At 63.3% G+C, this 17,034-nt stretch carries 11 protein-coding genes and 2 tRNA genes; 10 read left to right on the forward strand and 3 right to left on the reverse strand.

The window, feature by feature from the left end; genetic code table 11:
* Nucleotides 1-26 precede the first annotated feature (26 nt).
* Nucleotides 27-111, reverse strand: a tRNA-Leu gene (locus U1702_RS08025).
* Between the two features lie 290 nt (nt 112-401).
* On the opposite strand from U1702_RS08025, the gene rpoB reads away from it, so the two are divergent.
* The 3 genes from rpoB to rpoC all read left to right on the forward strand — a co-directional run bounded on the left by rpoB (nt 402) and on the right by rpoC (nt 8,994).
* Entirely contained in the window at nt 402-4,580 is a 4,179-nt protein-coding gene (gene rpoB, locus U1702_RS08030) for a DNA-directed RNA polymerase subunit beta (protein WP_332723494.1), read from the forward strand.
* A gap of 6 nt (nt 4,581-4,586) precedes the next feature.
* A tRNA-OTHER gene (locus tag U1702_RS08035) sits at nt 4,587-4,668 on the forward strand.
* 48 nt (nt 4,669-4,716) lie between these two features.
* A complete protein-coding gene (rpoC, locus tag U1702_RS08040; protein WP_332723495.1) occupies nt 4,717-8,994 on the forward strand; it encodes a DNA-directed RNA polymerase subunit beta' in 4,278 nt (1,425 codons plus the stop codon).
* Nucleotides 8,995-9,218: 224 nt separating this feature from the next.
* Here the strand turns inward: rpoC and U1702_RS08045 are convergent, their stop codons facing one another.
* Nucleotides 9,219-10,727 carry a YifB family Mg chelatase-like AAA ATPase gene (locus U1702_RS08045; protein ID WP_332723496.1) on the reverse strand — a complete coding sequence of 503 codons (1,509 nt, stop codon included), beginning with the start codon at nt 10,725-10,727 and terminating at the stop codon, nt 9,219-9,221.
* Between the two features lie 106 nt (nt 10,728-10,833).
* On the opposite strand from U1702_RS08045, the gene U1702_RS08050 reads away from it, so the two are divergent.
* From U1702_RS08050 to yihA, 6 genes are all read left to right on the forward strand, one after another.
* Nucleotides 10,834-11,115 carry a hypothetical protein gene (locus U1702_RS08050; protein ID WP_332723497.1) on the forward strand — a complete coding sequence of 94 codons (282 nt, stop codon included), beginning with the start codon at nt 10,834-10,836 and terminating at the stop codon, nt 11,113-11,115.
* An 87-nt stretch (nt 11,116-11,202) separates the two neighbouring features.
* Nucleotides 11,203-11,337 (forward strand): 50S ribosomal protein L34, encoded by a 135-nt coding sequence (gene rpmH / locus U1702_RS08055; RefSeq protein ID WP_332724648.1) that lies wholly within the window; start codon nt 11,203-11,205, stop codon nt 11,335-11,337.
* A gap of 71 nt (nt 11,338-11,408) precedes the next feature.
* Entirely contained in the window at nt 11,409-11,675 is a 267-nt protein-coding gene (rnpA, locus tag U1702_RS08060; protein ID WP_443026811.1) for a ribonuclease P protein component, read from the forward strand.
* Nucleotides 11,672-11,884, forward strand: coding sequence for a membrane protein insertion efficiency factor YidD (gene yidD, locus U1702_RS08065; RefSeq protein WP_332723498.1), 213 nt, complete (start codon nt 11,672-11,674; stop codon nt 11,882-11,884). Before rnpA ends, yidD begins: the two co-directional genes overlap by 4 nt.
* Nucleotides 11,885-11,920: 36 nt before the next feature.
* Nucleotides 11,921-13,660 carry a membrane protein insertase YidC gene (gene yidC / locus U1702_RS08070; protein ID WP_332723499.1) on the forward strand — a complete coding sequence of 580 codons (1,740 nt, stop codon included), beginning with the start codon at nt 11,921-11,923 and terminating at the stop codon, nt 13,658-13,660.
* Nucleotides 13,657-14,298 (forward strand): ribosome biogenesis GTP-binding protein YihA/YsxC, encoded by a 642-nt coding sequence (gene yihA, locus U1702_RS08075; protein WP_332723500.1) that lies wholly within the window; start codon nt 13,657-13,659, stop codon nt 14,296-14,298. The genes yidC and yihA overlap by 4 nt, the downstream gene beginning before the upstream one ends.
* 9 nt (nt 14,299-14,307) lie before the next feature.
* Here yihA and U1702_RS08080 read toward each other — a convergent pair whose 3' ends face one another.
* Entirely contained in the window at nt 14,308-16,257 is a 1,950-nt protein-coding gene (locus U1702_RS08080; RefSeq protein WP_332723501.1) for an alpha/beta hydrolase family protein, read from the reverse strand.
* A 110-nt stretch (nt 16,258-16,367) separates the two neighbouring features.
* Between U1702_RS08080 and U1702_RS08085 the strand changes: the two genes are divergently transcribed.
* Nucleotides 16,368-17,033, forward strand: a complete 666-nt coding sequence (locus tag U1702_RS08085) for a glutathione S-transferase (protein ID WP_332723502.1) — start codon at nt 16,368-16,370, stop codon at nt 17,031-17,033.
* The last annotated feature ends 1 nt before the right edge of the window (nt 17,034 follow it).

Here is a 17,034-nt window from a genome sequence, read left to right on the forward strand (position 1 = left end):
CGCCTCGCCGGCCCTGATCTATTCTTTGGTGCCCCTGGCCGGAATCGAACCAGCACTCCTTTCGGAATTCGATTTTGAGTCGAACGCGTCTACCAATTTCACCACAGGGGCACGCGAACGGCGCTGCTAGACGATCCGCTGGTCCGCCGCAAGATCGAACGCTGCCCGTTTGACAGGCCGCACCCCCGCCCCTATATCCGCCGCATTCCAGACGATCGGGAAATGATACGCCGTCGCGCAGCGCATCGAACGAATAGGTCGATTGGAGTTCATAGACGCTTGAGAGGCTGAGGCTTTCCCCGGACATCCGGTGGCTGGCGTTCGGCCCTTTTGCGTCTGTTCGCGTGCCTGCCCCGGCGGATACCGGGACGGATTTCAGGCTGAGAAGGCGAAAAACCTACATGGCGACCAAGGCAATTGACGCAGGCGTTTCGCGCGCCAGCTCGGGCGGCACCGCAAAGCGCCGCATCCGCAAAGTGTTCGGCGACATCCACGAAGTGGTACAGATGCCGAACCTGATCGAGGTTCAGCGCGAGAGCTACGAACAGTTCCTGCGTTCGGACCCGTCGATCGGCTATGTTTCGGGGCTCGAGAAGACGCTGCGCAGCGTGTTCCCGATCCGCGATTTCGCCGGCACTGCCGAACTCGATTTCGTCACCTACGAACTGGAGCATCCCAAGTTCGACGTCGAGGAATGCCGCCAGCGTGGCATCACCTATGCGGCGCCGATGCGCGTTACCCTTCGCCTGATCGTGTTCGAGGTCGATCCCGATACCGATGCCCGCTCGGTCCTCGATATCAAGGAGCAGGATGTCTATATGGGCGACATGCCCCTGATGACGGGCAACGGCACTTTCTTCATCAACGGCACAGAGCGTGTGATCGTGTCGCAGATGCACCGGTCGCCGGGCGTGCTGTTCGACCATGATCGCGGCAAGACCCACGCCAGCGGCAAGTATCTCTTCGCCGCCCGCGTGATCCCGTATCGCGGTTCGTGGCTCGATTTCGAGTTCGACGCGAAGGACATCGTCAACGTCCGTATCGACCGCAAGCGCAAGCTGCCGGTCACGACATTGCTCTATGCCCTCGGCCTGAACAGCGAGGACATTCTCAACCACTTCTACAACCGCGTGACCTTCGTCCGCGGTCAGGGTGGTTGGCAGATTCCGTTCGCGCCCGAGAATTGGCGCGGCGCGAAGCCGTCGTTCGACATCATCGACGCCAAGACCGGCGAAGTGGTGTTCCCGGCGGCGCAGAAGATCAGCCCGCGTGCCGCCAACAAGGCTGGCAAGGACGGTCTCGAGACGCTGCTGATCCCGACCGAGGAAATCTACAACCGCTACTCGGCCTATGATCTCATCAACGAGAAGACGGGCGAAATTTACATTGAGGCTGGCGACGAAGTCACCGCCGAGAATCTGGAACTCCTCGACAAGGCCGGGATCGATCGGATCGAGCTGCTCGACATCGATCATATCTCGACCGGTCCGTGGATTCGCAACACGCTCAAGGTCGACAAGGCCGAAGAGCGCGAGCAGGCGCTGAGCGACATCTATCGCGTCATGCGTCCCGGTGAGCCGCCAACGCTTGAGACGGCGGAGTCGCTGTTCGGCGGTCTGTTCTTCGATCCGGAGCGCTACGACCTGTCGGCCGTGGGCCGCGTCAAGCTCAATATGCGTCTCGACCTCGATGCCGAGGATACGGTGACGACACTGCGCACCGAGGATCTGCTGGCCGTCATCAAGACGCTGGTCGACCTGAAGGACGGCAAGGGCGAAGTCGACGACATCGACAACCTTGGCAACCGTCGCGTGCGTTCGGTCGGCGAGCTGCTGGAGAACCAGTATCGCGTCGGTCTGCTCCGCATGGAGCGTGCCGTTAAGGAGCGCATGTCGTCGGTCGACGTGTCGACGGTGATGCCGAACGACCTCATCAACGCCAAGCCCGCGGTTGCCGCGGTGCGCGAATTCTTCGGCTCGTCGCAGCTGTCGCAGTTCATGGATCAGACCAACCCGCTGTCCGAAGTCACCCACAAGCGTCGCGTGTCGGCGCTTGGACCGGGCGGTCTGACGCGTGAGCGCGCAGGCTTTGAAGTCCGCGACGTTCACCCGACGCATTATGGCCGCATCTGCCCGATCGAAACGCCGGAAGGCCCGAACATCGGACTCATCAACTCGCTCGCCAGCTTCTCGCGCGTCAACAAATATGGCTTCATCGAGACGCCGTATCGCAAGATCATCGACGGCAAGGTGACGAACGACGTCGTCTATCTGTCGGCGATGGAAGAAGCGAAGCACACGATCGCGCAGGCTTCCGCCGAACTCGACGGTGAAAACCGCTTTACCGAGGAGCTGGTGTCGTCGCGTCAGGCGGGCGAATTCCTGATGGCGCTGCCCGATCAGATCACGCTGATGGACGTTTCGCCAAAGCAGCTCGTCTCGGTCGCCGCATCGCTCATTCCATTCCTGGAAAACGATGACGCCAACCGCGCGCTGATGGGCTCGAACATGCAGCGTCAGGCGGTTCCACTCGTCCGGGCCGAGGCGCCGTTCGTTGGCACCGGCATGGAGGAAACGGTCGCCCGTGACTCCGGCGCCGCCATCGGCGCGCGTCGTGCGGGTATCGTCGATCAGGTCGATGCTTCGCGTATCGTCATTCGCGCCACGGGTGACGTGGATGCGACCGCCAGCGGCGTGGACATCTACACGCTGATGAAGTTCCAGCGCTCGAACCAGAACACCTGCATCAACCAGCGTCCGCTGGTGAAGGTCGGCGAAGTGGTCAATGCCGGCGACATCATCGCCGACGGCCCGTCGACCGAGTTCGGTGAGCTGGCACTGGGTCGCAACGCGCTCGTCGCGTTCATGCCCTGGAACGGCTACAATTATGAGGATTCGATCCTCATCAGTGAGCGTATCGTCAAGGACGACGTCTTCACCTCGATCCATATCGAGGAATTCGAAGTCATGGCGCGCGATACCAAGCTGGGGCCAGAGGACATCACCCGCGACATCCCGAACGTCGGTGAGGAAGCGCTCCGCAACCTCGACGAAGCGGGCATCGTGTACATTGGTGCCGAGGTCGAGCCGGGCGATATCCTCGCCGGCAAGATCACGCCAAAGGGTGAATCGCCGATGACGCCGGAGGAGAAGCTCCTCCGCGCCATCTTCGGTGAAAAGGCCTCGGACGTGCGCGATACGTCGCTGCGTCTGCCACCGGGCGTCGCCGGCACCGTCGTCGAAGTGCGCGTGTTCAATCGCCACGGCATCGACAAGGACGAGCGCGCGATGGCGATCGAGCGCGAGGAAATCGAGCGCCTGAAGAAGGATAGCGACGACGAGCGCAACATCCTGAACCGCGCGACCTGGTCGCGTCTGAAGGAAATGCTGCTCGGCCAGACCGCGACTGCGACGCCAAAGGGGCTGAAAAAGGGTGCCGTCATCGACGACGACCTGCTCGACAGCGTCGATCGTCACGAATGGTGGAAGTTCGCCGTGGCGGACGACACCATGCAGGGCAATCTGGAAGCGGTGAAGGGCCAGTATGACGAGGCCGTGAAGCGCATCAAGGACAAGTTCGACGATCGCCGCGAAAAGCTTGAGCGCGGTGATGAGCTGCCCCCGGGCGTGCTGAAGATGGTCAAAGTGTTCGTCGCGGTGAAGCGCAAGCTGCAGCCGGGCGACAAGATGGCCGGCCGCCACGGTAACAAGGGTGTGATCTCGCGCATCCTGCCAGCCGAGGACATGCCGTTCCTGGAGGACGGAACCCCGGTCGATATCGTGCTGAACCCGCTGGGCGTGCCTTCGCGCATGAACGTCGGACAGATTTTCGAGACGCATCTGGGCTGGGCTGCACGCAGCCTTGGCATGCAGGTCGCGGCTCAGCTTGAGGACTGGCGTGAAGCCAATCCGGACGCACAGGCGGGCGAAGTCCCGGCTGTGGTCAAGGATCGCCTCAAGGAGATCTATGGCGGCCATTACGCAGCGGACATCGAAGCACGCAGTGGCGAGCAGTTGTCCGAGCTGGTTCACAACATCCGCACCGGCGTCCCGATGGGTACACCTGTGTTCGACGGCGCACGCGAAAGCGACGTGACCGACATGCTGCAACTGGCGGGTCTCGACTCGTCGGGTCAGTCGGTGCTGTTCGACGGGCGCACCGGCGACACGTTCGACCGCAAGGTCACAGTGGGCATCATCTATATGCTGAAGCTGCATCACCTTGTGGACGACAAGATTCACGCACGGTCGATCGGTCCCTACTCGCTCGTCACGCAGCAGCCGCTGGGTGGCAAGGCGCAGTTCGGCGGACAGCGCTTTGGCGAGATGGAGGTCTGGGCACTCCAGGCCTATGGCGCGGCCTATACCTTGCAGGAAATGCTGACGGTGAAGTCCGATGACGTGATCGGGCGGACCAAGGTCTATGAGGCGATCGTCAAGGGTGACGACACGTTCGAGGCCGGCATTCCGGAGAGCTTCAACGTGCTCGTCAAGGAAATGCGCTCGCTGGGCCTCAACGTCGAACTCAAGAACGACGAACCGGGCTTCGACACCGACGGCGTCCAGATCGCGGCGGAGTAAATCAGTGTTGGCGTAGGGGAATTGGTAGACCCACCGGTCACAACCGGACGCTGGAAACAGGGTGTGGGTTCGAGTCCCACCGCCAACCACTGAATTGCTCGACCGAAGAAATTTCCCTCCAAGCGAGGAATTGAGAATGAACGAACTGACCAACTTCGCAAACCCGGTGGCAAAGCCGGAGACCTTCGACCAGATCCAGATCGGTATCGCGTCCCCGGACCGTATCCGCTCGTGGAGCTTCGGCGAGATCAAGAAGCCGGAAACCATCAACTATCGCACGTTCAAGCCCGAGCGTGACGGCCTGTTCTGCGCGCGCATCTTCGGTCCGATCAAGGATTACGAATGCCTGTGCGGCAAGTACAAGCGCATGAAGTACAAGGGCATCGTCTGCGAGAAGTGCGGCGTCGAGGTTACCGTCTCGAAGGTCCGCCGTGAGCGGATGGGCCATATCGAACTCGCCGCCCCCGTCGCGCACATCTGGTTCCTGAAGTCGCTGCCGTCGCGCATCGGCCTGTTGCTCGACATGCAGCTCAAGCAGCTTGAGCGCGTGCTGTATTTCGAATCGTACATCGTGACAGAGCCGGGCCTGACCCCGCTTGAGAAGTTCCAGCTCCTCACCGAGGACGAACTGCTCGACGCGCAGGACCAGTATGGCGAAGACGCCTTCTCCGCCGGCATCGGCGCGGAAGCGGTCAAGATCATGCTCATGGACCTCGACCTGGAGGGCGAGCGCAAGGAGCTGCTCGACGAACTGGCAGTCACCAAGTCCGAGCTGAAGCCAAAGAAGATCATCAAGCGGCTGAAGGTCGTCGAGAGCTTCATCGATTCGGGCAACCGCCCGGAGTGGATGATCCTCGACGTCGTGCCGGTCATTCCGCCCGAACTGCGCCCGCTGGTGCCGCTGGACGGTGGCCGTTTCGCAACGTCGGATCTGAACGATCTGTATCGCCGCGTGATCAACCGCAACAACCGCCTGAAGCGGCTGATGGAACTGCGCGCGCCGGACATCATCGTCCGCAACGAGAAGCGCATGTTGCAGGAAGCCGTCGACGCGCTGTTCGACAACGGTCGCCGCGGTCGCACGATCACCGGCGCCAACAAGCGTCCGCTGAAGTCGCTCTCCGACATGCTCAAGGGCAAACAGGGCCGCTTCCGCCAGAACCTTCTGGGCAAGCGAGTCGATTATTCGGGTCGTTCGGTCATCGTGACCGGGCCGGAATTGAAGCTGCATCAGTGCGGCCTGCCCAAGAAGATGGCACTCGAGCTGTTCAAGCCGTTCATCTACGCGCGCCTCGACGCCAAGGGCCTGAGCATGACGCTCAAGCAGGCGAAGAAGTGGGTCGAGAAGGAACGCAAGGAAGTCTGGGACATTCTGGATGAAGTCATCCGCGAGCATCCCGTCCTGCTGAACCGCGCGCCGACGCTCCACCGCCTCGGCATCCAAGCGTTCGAGCCGGTGCTGATCGAGGGCAAGGCGATTCAGCTTCACCCGCTCGTTTGCTCGGCCTTCAACGCCGATTTCGACGGTGATCAGATGGCCGTTCACGTCCCGCTGAGCCTCGAAGCCCAGCTGGAAGCGCGCGTGCTGATGATGTCGACCAACAACATCCTGTCGCCCGCGAACGGCAAGCCGATCATCGTGCCGTCGCAAGACATGGTGCTGGGACTCTATTATCTGTCGATGCTCAAGGAAGGCGAGCCGGGCGAGGGCATGATTATCGGCGATATGGCCGAAGTGCATCAGGCGCTCGAAGCCAAGGCGGTCACGCTCCACACCAAGATCACGACCCGCGTGAAGCAGGTCGATGCCGACGGTAACGAGTATTTCAAGCGCGTCGAAACCACGCCGGGCCGCATGCTGCTGGGCGAGAAATTGCCGCAGTCGCACCGCGTTCCCTATGAGACGATCAACCGCCTGCTGACCAAGAAAGACGTCGGCGACGTGATCGACGAGGTCTATCGTCACACCGGTCAGAAGGAGACCGTGCTGTTCGCCGACGGCATCATGACGCTCGGCTTCCAGCACGCGTTCAAGGCGGGCATTTCGTTCGGCAAGGACGACATGATCATCCCCGACGCGAAGGTACCTCTGGTCGATGAGACCAAGGCACTCGTTAAGGACTTCGAGCAGCAATATCAGGACGGCCTGATCACGCAGCAGGAGAAGTACAACAAGGTGATCGACGCCTGGAGCCGTTGCGGCGATCAGGTGGCGACGGCGATGATGGACGAGATTCGCTCGGTCAAGAAGCTGCCGAACGGTCGTGAAGCCGACATCAACTCGATCTACATGATGGCGCACTCCGGTGCGCGTGGCTCGCAGGCACAGATCAAGCAGCTGGCCGGTATGCGCGGCCTGATGGCCAAGCCGTCGGGCGAGATCATCGAGACGCCGATCATCTCGAACTTCAAGGAAGGCCTGACCGTCCTTGAGTATTTCAACTCCACCCACGGCGCCCGCAAGGGTCTCGCGGATACGGCGCTAAAGACGGCGAACTCGGGTTATCTCACCCGCCGTCTGGTCGATGTGTCGCAGGATTGCGTCGTCATGGAGCTGGATTGCGGCACCGAACGCGCGCTGGAAATGAAGGCGATCGTTCAGGGCGGTACCGTCATCGCCTCGCTGGGCGAGCGTATCCTGGGCCGCACCACGGCTGAGGATATCACCGATCCAAAGACTGGTGAGGTCGCCTTCCCGATCGGCACGTTGCTCGACGAAGCAATGATTACCCGGATCGAGGAGATCGGCATCCAGGGGATGAAAATCCGCTCGCCGCTGGTCTGCGAAGCCAAGATCGGCGTCTGCGCCAAATGCTATGGGCGCGATCTCGCCCGCGGTACGCCCGTCAACATCGGCGAAGCGGTCGGCGTCATCGCCGCCCAGTCGATCGGTGAGCCGGGCACGCAGCTGACCATGCGTACCTTCCACATCGGTGGTGCGGCGCAGCTCAACGAAACCTCGAACCTTGAAGCCCCGGTGGACGGCAAGGTCGAGTTCCGTGATCTGCGTGTAATCGTCGATCAGCGTGGCCGCCGCGTCGTGCTGGCACGCTCGGGCGAGCTGGCGATCCTCGACATGGATGGGCGCGAGCTGGCGGTGCATCGCATTCCTTACGGTGCGTACATCCTGTTCGACGACGGCCATGTCGTGACCAAGGGCGACCGTATGGCGGAATGGGATCCCTTTACCATGCCGCTGATCACCGAGACCGGCGGCGTCGTGAAGTATCAGGACCTGATCGACGGCAAGACGCTGACCGAACAGGCCGACGAAGCGACGGGCATCACCCAGCGCGTCGTCATCGAGAACCGGGGTGCTGCGGCGAAGAAGGAAGATCTTCGTCCCCGCCTGACTCTGCTCGACGATGCTTCGGGTGAAAGTGCGCGTTACATGCTCTCGCCGGGTGCAGTGCTGTCGGTGGAGGACGGTGCGACCGTTCAGGGCGGCGACGTCGTCGCCCGTGTCGCACGCGAATCCGCCAAGACCCGCGACATTACCGGTGGTCTGCCGCGCGTCGCCGAACTCTTCGAGGCGCGCAAGCCGAAGGAAAACGCGATCATCGCCAAGGTTTCCGGCCGCGTCGTGTTCGGCAAGGATTACAAGGCGAAGCGCAAGATCGGCATCCAGCCGGATGACGGCAGCGAGGTCGTGGAATATCTGGTGCCGAAGTCGAAGGTGATCGACGTTCAGGAAGGCGACTACGTCAAGCGTGGCGAGAACCTGATCGGCGGTTCGCCGGATCCGCACGACATTCTGGAAGTGCTCGGCATCGAGCCACTGGCGGAATATCTCGTGTCGGAAATCCAGGAAGTCTATCGACTCCAGGGCGTGAAGATCAACGACAAGCACATCGAGACGATCGTTCGTCAGATGCTGCAAAAGGTCGAGATCACCGACGCCGGCGACACCACCCTGCTCGCAGGCGAACAGGTGGATCGTGACGAGATGGACGAGACCAACGCCAAGCTCGAAAAGGGTCAGACCCCGGCACAGGGCAAGCCGATCCTGCTCGGCATCACCAAGGCGTCGCTGCAGACTCGCAGCTTCATCTCGGCGGCGTCGTTCCAGGAGACGACGCGTGTTCTGACGGAAGCTGCTGTTCAGGGTAAGCAAGATACCCTGATCGGTCTGAAGGAAAACGTCATCGTCGGCCGTCTCATCCCCGCCGGTACCGGCGCGGGCATGAACCGGATGCGCGTTGCCGCCTCCAGCCGTGATGCCGCGCTGCGCGTCCAGCAGCGTCGTCTGCAGGAAGTCCTCATCGCGCCAAACTCGGCCGCTGAGGAACGTGCCGCCGAACTGGCACAGGATCCGGTCGAGGCGATGGCCACCAGCGACGCGCTGGAGAAGGTCGAAGTCTCCGGCGACGGCAGCGATGCAGCTGCCGGTGAGTATCTGAACGAGAGCGAGTAAGCTTTCATCAGTCGCTCACGCTGACAAAGAAAAAGCCGCCGTCCGGGATACCGAGCGGCGGCTTTTTCGTGCCGATTGATCCTTATGGTATGATGGCATCATACTGATTTTCCCGGCACCCAGGGCTTGGCCCGGGGTGCCGCTTCTTCGAGCGGTCGCCAGAAGCGGCACCCTTGGGTCAAACCCAGGGTGACGGGGTTGGTTCAAGCTGAAGCTATTATGCCCTAGCTACGCGGTGCCTGTCGCCGGTAACTCAGCGCCTCTGCCACGTGAATCCGCCCCACCGACTCGGCCCCCGCCAAATCGGCAATCGTCCGTGCGACACGCAACACACGCGTATAGCCGCGTGCCGACATGCGCATCGCCTCTGCCGCCTGTGCCAGCAATTTCCGCCCCGCCTCGTCCGGCGTCGCGCTCGCGTCCAGCACCGGCCCATCCGCCTCGGCGTTCGTCCGCGCGCCCACATCGGCATAGCGCGCCGCTTGCACCGCCCGCGCCGCCGCCACGCGCGCCGCTACCTCCGCCGATCCCTCTGCGGGCGGGGGCAGCACCAGATCGGCGGCGGTGACCGGCTGCACTTCGACATGCAGGTCGATGCGGTCGAGCAGCGGCCCCGACACCTTCGCCTGATAATCCGCCGCACATTTGGGCGCTCGTGCGCACGCCAACGCCGGGTCACCCAGATGACCGCAGCGACACGGGTTCATCGCCGCAACCAGCTGCACCCGCGCTGGGAACGTCACATGCGCATTCGCCCGCGCCACGCTGACCACGCCAGCCTCCAGCGGCTGACGCAGCGAATCGAGCACGGCGCGCTGAAACTCCGGCAATTCGTCGAGGAACAGCACGCCCAGATGCGCCAGACTGACTTCACCCGGCTTCACCTTCAGCCCGCCCCCGGTCAGCGCCGCCATCGACGCCGAATGATGCGGGGAACGAAACGGCCGCGCGCGGGTCAGCCGTCCACCCTCCAGTGTGCCGGAAACGCTCGCAACCATCGACACCTCCAGCGCCTCGCTCGCATCCAGCGGCGGCAGGATGCCGGGCAAGCAACTCGCCAGCAGCGACTTGCCGGCACCGGGCGGTCCGACCATCAGCAGATTATGTCCGCCAGCCGCCGCGATCTCCAGCGCGCGCTTCGCCACTTCCTGACCCTTCACCTGACGCAAATCCGGGCCGAACGCGGGCGCTTCGACCTCGCCCGGTTCGGGCGCACCCAGCAATTGCTGGCCCTTCAGGTGATTGAGCAGCCCGATCAGGTCGGGTGCGGCCACCACGCCGGTCGTCCCTGCCCACGCGGCCTCCGCACCCTGGGCGGCGGGACAGATCAGTCCTTTGCCCTCACCCGCAGCATGCAGCGCGGCGAGCAGCACGCCGGGCGACGACGCGATGCGACCATCCAGCGCCAGCTCCCCCACCACCACATAGTCCGCCAGCGCCTCGGCATCGGTCACACCCATCGCCGCGAGCAACGCCAGCGCAATCGGCAGATCGAAATGCGACCCCTCCTTGGGCAGATCCGCTGGGGACAGGTTCAGTACGATGTGCTTGGGCGGCATGGCCAGGCCGATCGCGGCCATCGCCGCACGCACGCGCTCACGGCTTTCGCCCACCGCCTTGTCGGGTAGGCCCACGATCATGAATTTGGGCAGGCCGGGGACAAGGTTGCACTGCACCTCCACCGCGCGCGCTTCCAGCCCCAGATACGCCACCGTCGACACGCTCGCGACCATGTTTCCCCCTTTGTTCGCAGCCTAGCATGTGTTTGAAAAGGCGGAAGCGCGTTTTGGACCAAAGCCGCTTCTTGTATGGCCAACACACGCTTCCCAAATCGAACGAATGCGACGCCGACCCAATCCCGTTGTCCGAATTGCGCTCCTGACGGCAGGCATTTTGCTGCTGATCGCCGCACCGATCGCGTCCCCCCTGCCCGGCCCCGGCGGCACGATGCTGGCGGCGGCTGGCACCATCCTGATCCTGCGCAATTCCGCCTGGGCACGAAGCCGCTTCGTGCGGATCAAAGCGCGCTGGCCGCGAGTCGGCGCGTTCATTGACCGCATTCTCGTCCGCGCCAGCGCGAAACGACGCCGCGAACGCGCCAAACAGCTCGCCACGAATTGACTTGGGCGGCGACTTTGGCTAACGGCCCCCATCACGCGGTCGCCCATGTGGCGGCCCTTTTACGTTCTAGAATTCAGGGAATGACCGATGAAGCGGACTTTTCAGCCGAGCAACCTGGTGCGAGCGCGCCGGCATGGCTTCCGCACGCGCATGGCGACCCCCGGCGGCCGCAACATCATCCGCGCCCGCCGCGCCCGCGGTCGCAACAAGCTGAGCGCCTGAACGAAGGCGCTCTTGCGCGTCTGACGCAGCGCAAGGATTACCTCGCCGCCAACGCCGGAAAGCGCGCGCCCATGCCGGGTTTCGTGCTGCTCGTTCGCGCGCGCGGCGATGACGACGCAACGATGCGAATCGGCATCACCGTTTCCAAGAAGGTCGGCAACGCCGTCGTGCGCAACCGCATGAAGCGCCGCTTCCGCGAGCTGGCCCGCGCGATTTTGCCGGTCGAGGGTATCGCCGGTGCCGACCATGTCCTGATCGGCCGCAATTCGGGTATCGAGCGCGATTACGCAATGCTCAAGGCCGACCTCACCAACGCATTGAGTAAGCTCAAACGGTGATCGCCCGCGCCCTCATCCTCATCGCGCGCGGCTGGCAGCTTGGCCCGTCGCGCATCCTGCCGCCCAGCTGTCGCTATGCGCCCAGCTGTTCGGCCTATGCAATCGAGGCGCTCTCCCGCTATGGGGCGCTCAAAGGTGGATGGCTTGCGCTTCGGCGTATCCTTCGCTGCCATCCGTGGGGTGGGCATGGCTATGATCCCGTGCCCTGATTTCCTGAACCCCAATTGTCTGAACCGGGGACTGACGTGAAAGACGACCAGAAGAATTTCCTGCTGTTCGCCGTGCTTGCCGCGGCGCTGCTGTTCGGGTGGCCGATGGTCACCGGCTGGCTGTTCCCGACCGCCAGTCCCACGGTCACCGAGATCAAGGGTGGCGAGACCAAGGTCGTGCCGAACCCCGGTGCGGACCCCACCGCCGACAGCCCCGCCGCGATCCGCGACCGCAAGCTGGTCCTGTCCGAATCGCCGCGCGTCCAGATTGAGACGCCGACCGTGCGTGGCTCGATCAACCTGAAAGGCGCGCGCATCGACGACCTGGTGCTGGTCAAGCACAAGGAAACGATCAAGCCCGACAGCGACCCCATTCGCCTGCTCTCCCCTTCGGGCACGCGCGACGCCTATTTCGCGGGCTTCGGCTGGTCGGGCAACGGCATCACGGCGCCCCCCGCCGACACGGTGTGGAAGGCGAGCGGCACGCGCCTGACCCCCACCACCCCGGTTACGCTGACCGCCAGCAACGGCAGCCAGCGCTTCGTCATCGATCTGTCGATCGACGACGGTTATATGTTCACGATCCGCCAGCGCGTCGCCAATTTCGGCCAGCAGCCGATCAGCGCCGCCGGTTACGGCTATCTCTACCGCTATGGCCCGGGCAAGGATCACGACACCTGGACGATCCACGCGGGGCCAGTCGCATCCTATGACGGCAAGGTCGATTACAGCGTCAATTACGACACCGTGACCGGCGAGGGTGCCAAGCGCTTTGATGCGAAGGGTGGCTGGCTCGGCTATACCGACATTTACTGGCTGACCGCTTTGGTACCCGATCAGGGCATGCCGTCCGCGCTCAGCTTCCGTCCCGCCGCCAATGGCGCGACCCAGGCGCAGTTCGAGCCGACATCGGCGCGGCAGGTCGGACCGGGCCAGATGATGACACAGACCACGCGCTTCTTCGCGGGTGCCAAGGACATCAATCTGCTCGACAATTATGAGGAGCAGGGCGGAATCCACCAGTTCGGCAAGTCGATCGACTGGGGCTGGTTCGAGGTCTTCGAGAAGCCGATCTTCCACTATCTCAACTGGCTGTTCCGCATGATCGGCAATTTCGGCGTCGCGATCATCGCGCTGACGCTGACGGTGCGCCTGTTGCTGTTCCCAATCGCGCAGAAACAGTTCGCGTCGATGGCATCGATGCGCGCGCTTCAGCCCAAGATGAAGGCGCTGCAGGAACGCTACAAGGACGACAAGCCGCGCCAGCAGCAGGAAGTGATGAAGCTGTACAAGGACGAGAAGGTCAATCCGCTCGCGGGCTGCCTTCCCACCCTGCTCCAGATTCCGATCCTCTACGCGCTGTACAAGGTGCTGATGCTGTCGATCGAGATGCGGCATCAGCCGTTCGCATTGTGGCTGAAGGATCTGTCGTCACCCGATCCGCTGCACGTGCTCAACCTGTTCGGCCTGCTCGACTTCAACCCGCCCGCGTTCCTGGCGATCGGCGTGCTCCCGATCCTGCTCGGCGTATCGATGTGGGCGCAGTTCAAGCTGAACCCCGCTCCGATGGACGAGATGCAGAAGCAGATCTTCTCGATCATGCCATGGGTGCTGATGTTCGTGATGGCGCCGTTCGCCGCGGGTCTCCAGCTCTACTGGATCACCTCGAACCTGCTCACCATCGCGCAGCAGAAATGGCTCTACAGCCGCCACCCGGCGCTGAAGGAACCGGTGCCCGCGACAGGCACGACCAGCGCGAAGCCGCCCAAGAAGTGAGCGATTTCGATCCCGAAGCGATCGAGGCCGCGCGGAAAACCTTTGCCGGCCCCATTGCCTTTCTGAAATCCGCGCCGACGCTCCAATATATTCCGGATGCGTCGGTGCCGGAGGTGGCGTTTGCGGGTCGGTCGAACGTCGGCAAGTCGTCACTGCTCAACGCGCTGACCGGCCGCAACAGCCTTGCCCGGACGTCGAACACGCCGGGGCGGACGCAGGAGCTGAACTTCTTCGATGTCGGGGAGCCGCTGCGTTTTCGCCTGGTCGACATGCCGGGTTACGGTTTTGCCAAGGCACCCAAGGACATCGTCAAGAAATGGCGGTTCCTCATCAACGATTTCCTGCGCGGCCGCGACGTGCTGAAGCGCGTGCTGGTGCTGATCGATTCGCGCCACGGTATCAAGGACGTCGACCGTGAGATCATGGAAATGCTCGACGGGGCCGCGGTCAGCTATCGCATCGTCCTGACCAAGGCGGACAAGATCAAGTTGCCCGAACTCGCCGAAGTGGCCGCCGCGACCGAGGCCGAAGTCCGCAAGCGCCCCGCCGCGCATCCCGACATCCTGACGACGTCCAGCGAAAAGGGCGACGGCATCGCCGAACTGCGTGCCGCAGTGATCGAGGCGGTCAGCGTCTGAATCGCCGCGTCAGGCGGGGTTATGCTTCGCCAGAAACGCCTCCATCGCCTTCAGAAACTCCAGCCGGTCCTCGCTCCGGCTGAAATGATGGTCGGCTTGGGGCTGGACGATATAGGTCACGTCCTTGCCCGCGCTCTTCAGCCGTTGCGCCAGCAATTTCGACTGCACCGGCGGCACCACGCGGTCCTGCTCGCCATGCACCAGCAGCAGCGGAATCGAGAACTCACCCGGAAAATTGAGCGGCGACACACCTTTCAAATCGGGTGCCTGCGCGCGCAGCCAGTCGGACCGCGCGCCCGCGAACAGGAAATTGCTCGAATGTTTCATCATTCGGTTGAGGTCCGACACGCCGGCAAAGGATACTGCGCACCGGTATTTCTTGCCGTCACGCTGCGCCGCTCGAATCGCCGCATAGCCGCCGTATGACGCGCCGATCATGCATACCCGCGCCGGGTCGGCGAGCCCCTGCTGCGCCAGCGCCGTAACTGCATCGTCCAGATCGTCCTGCATGGCGAGACCCCATTGCCCCTTGCCCTTCTTGGCGAAGCCGGTGCCATAGCCTGACGAGCCGCGATAATTGGGCTGGATCACCGCATAGCCGCGATCGGCCAGGAATTGCGGCCACCAGTCCCAGCTTTCGGTGTCGCGCGCGAACGGGCCGCCGTGCGGCATCACGATCAGCGGCAGCTTGCCGGGCTTGCGCATCTTGCCGCCCGGAACGGTCAGCACCGCCGCGATCTCCAGGCCGTCGCGCGCCTTGTAGCGGATCGTGCGCACCGGGTGCATCCGCTTCATCCCGATCACGCTGTTATTGCCCGCGATGCGGATCATCGAATTGTCGGCCCGCCCGTACAGGAAATAGGCCCCCGGGGCGTCGGCTCCACCGATCAGGACGATCGCGCTTGACCGATCCCGGCTGACCGACACGATCCGCGCCTGCGCCCCCTTGACCAGTCCCGACACCGTCGTTTGCATCGCCACCATGTCGGGATCGAGCCAGCGGATTTCCGGCCGGTTCTCGTTCACATGGACGCCGGTCACGCCAAAACCGCTGGCGTCGCTGCGGATGCCCGCAATGTCGTAACCCTTGCTGGCGAACAGCTGCTTGCCGCGCTCCAGCGTCGCCAGATCGAGTTCGTACAGTGCAGAATAACCGCCCTCGTCATCATCGATCACCAGCGCCTTGCCGGCATCGCGCAGGAACAGCGCGGGGACGGTCAGCTTGTCGTCGCCGCGCCGCGCCTTGTCGATCGTTCGGAACATCACATTGTTCCGGTCACGATAAAGCAACCGCCGTGAGCGTCCGTCCTCGCTCATCCCGATACCCATGCGCACGGTGCCGGCACCATCGGCATACCATTCCATCACGCCCGGACGGCTGACTGCGATCATCCGCCGCTTTCCCGTCGTCAGGTCGATTTCGTCGACCTGCGGCCAGAACCCGACGTCGCTGGGATAAACTGACGTCTGATAGGCCAGCATCACCCGCGCCGATCCATCCCGCGCGGTCCAGATCACGTCGTCGCCCTTTTGCGCCACCTCACGCGTGGCAAGCCGAATGATCTTGCCACTGGCGGGATGGAAACCCAACGCGCGGGTGGCGTACCAGGTCTCCCCTGCAACCGGCACATTCTGGCCGATGCCGACCACCAGCCACTCGTCATTGACCCAGCGCCACCAGTTGAGATCCGCTTCGCCCGGGTTCAACAGCTTGGGCATCCCCTCCGGATCGGCCACGGTCATCACAGCGAAATACTGCTTGCCACGTATGGCAACCTTGGCGGCGATACGCGCGCCATCGGGCGACAGGTCCGGATCTTCCAGCTGCGGAACTTCGGCAAACACCTCGACCGGCAGTGGCGCGACGCCGGGAACGGGTGCCGTGCCGGTTTGCGGCGATGCCGCGCCGCTCGTCGCCAACCACAACAGCGACAGCCCCGGCCCCCAAAAACGCCGCATTCCTGTGTTCTCCCAGCCCCTTATCCGGCGATGTTGTCGTGAACATGGACGGATCGCAAGCGATTCGGCGGCGGTTGCCCCCGCCCCGTCGCACCGCTATCCCCGCGCCCATGCTCAAACTCATCATCGGCAACAAAGCCTATTCCTCCTGGTCCATGCGCGGCTGGCTCGCCTGCAAGCTGTCGGGTCTCCCGTTCGAGGAGGTGGTCGTGCCGCTCTACGACCAGGACTGGGATCAGCGACGCGAAGGCGAAGAGTTCGCACCCTCTTCTGGGAAAGTCCCGATCCTGTGGGATGGCGACGCCGTAGTGTGGGACAGCCTCGCCATCGTCGAATATCTCAACGAGAAGTCCGGCGGCGACAAATTCTGGCCGACCGACACCGCCGCGCGCGCCATGGCCCGATCGATGGCCGCCGAGATGCATTCCGGGTTCGCGGCGCTGCGCCGCAAGCACAGCATGAACATCCGTCAGGTCTACCCGCCCAAGGCCCCCGACGACGACGTCATGCACGATATTCAGCGGATCATGGAATTATGGGCACAGGCGCGCGCCCGCTATGGCGGTGGCGGCGAGTTCCTGTTCGGCGAATTCGGCGCGGCGGACGTGATGTTCGCGCCCGTCGTGACGCGCCTTGTCACCTACTCGCTCCCCGTGGCCCGCTTCGCCCCCGCCTATATGAATGCGGTGCTGCAACACCCCTTCATGCAGGACTGGATCGCCGGCGCACAGGAGGAGGAATGGGTGATCGAGCAGTTCGAGCAGACGCCCGCCTGAG

This window comes from Sphingomonas sp. LT1P40, from assembly GCF_036663835.1.
Lineage (GTDB): Bacteria > Pseudomonadota > Alphaproteobacteria > Sphingomonadales > Sphingomonadaceae > Sphingomonas.

What these genes read in the sequence shown, in the direction of transcription:
- rnpA (WP_443026811.1), top strand. Translation starts at nt 11,409, where the DNA reads ATGCCGGGTTTCGTGCTGCTCGTTCGCGCGCGCGGCGATGACGACGCA.
- U1702_RS08080 (WP_332723501.1), bottom strand. Translation starts at nt 16,257, where the DNA reads ATGCGGCGTTTTTGGGGGCCGGGGCTGTCGCTGTTGTGGTTGGCGACG.
- U1702_RS08045 (WP_332723496.1), bottom strand. Translation starts at nt 10,727, where the DNA reads ATGGTCGCGAGCGTGTCGACGGTGGCGTATCTGGGGCTGGAAGCGCGC.
- U1702_RS08085 (WP_332723502.1), top strand. Translation starts at nt 16,368, where the DNA reads ATGCTCAAACTCATCATCGGCAACAAAGCCTATTCCTCCTGGTCCATG.
- rpoC (WP_332723495.1), top strand. Translation starts at nt 4,717, where the DNA reads ATGAACGAACTGACCAACTTCGCAAACCCGGTGGCAAAGCCGGAGACC.
- rpmH (WP_332724648.1), top strand. Translation starts at nt 11,203, where the DNA reads ATGAAGCGGACTTTTCAGCCGAGCAACCTGGTGCGAGCGCGCCGGCAT.
- U1702_RS08050 (WP_332723497.1), top strand. Translation starts at nt 10,834, where the DNA reads ATGCGACGCCGACCCAATCCCGTTGTCCGAATTGCGCTCCTGACGGCA.
- rpoB (WP_332723494.1), top strand. Translation starts at nt 402, where the DNA reads ATGGCGACCAAGGCAATTGACGCAGGCGTTTCGCGCGCCAGCTCGGGC.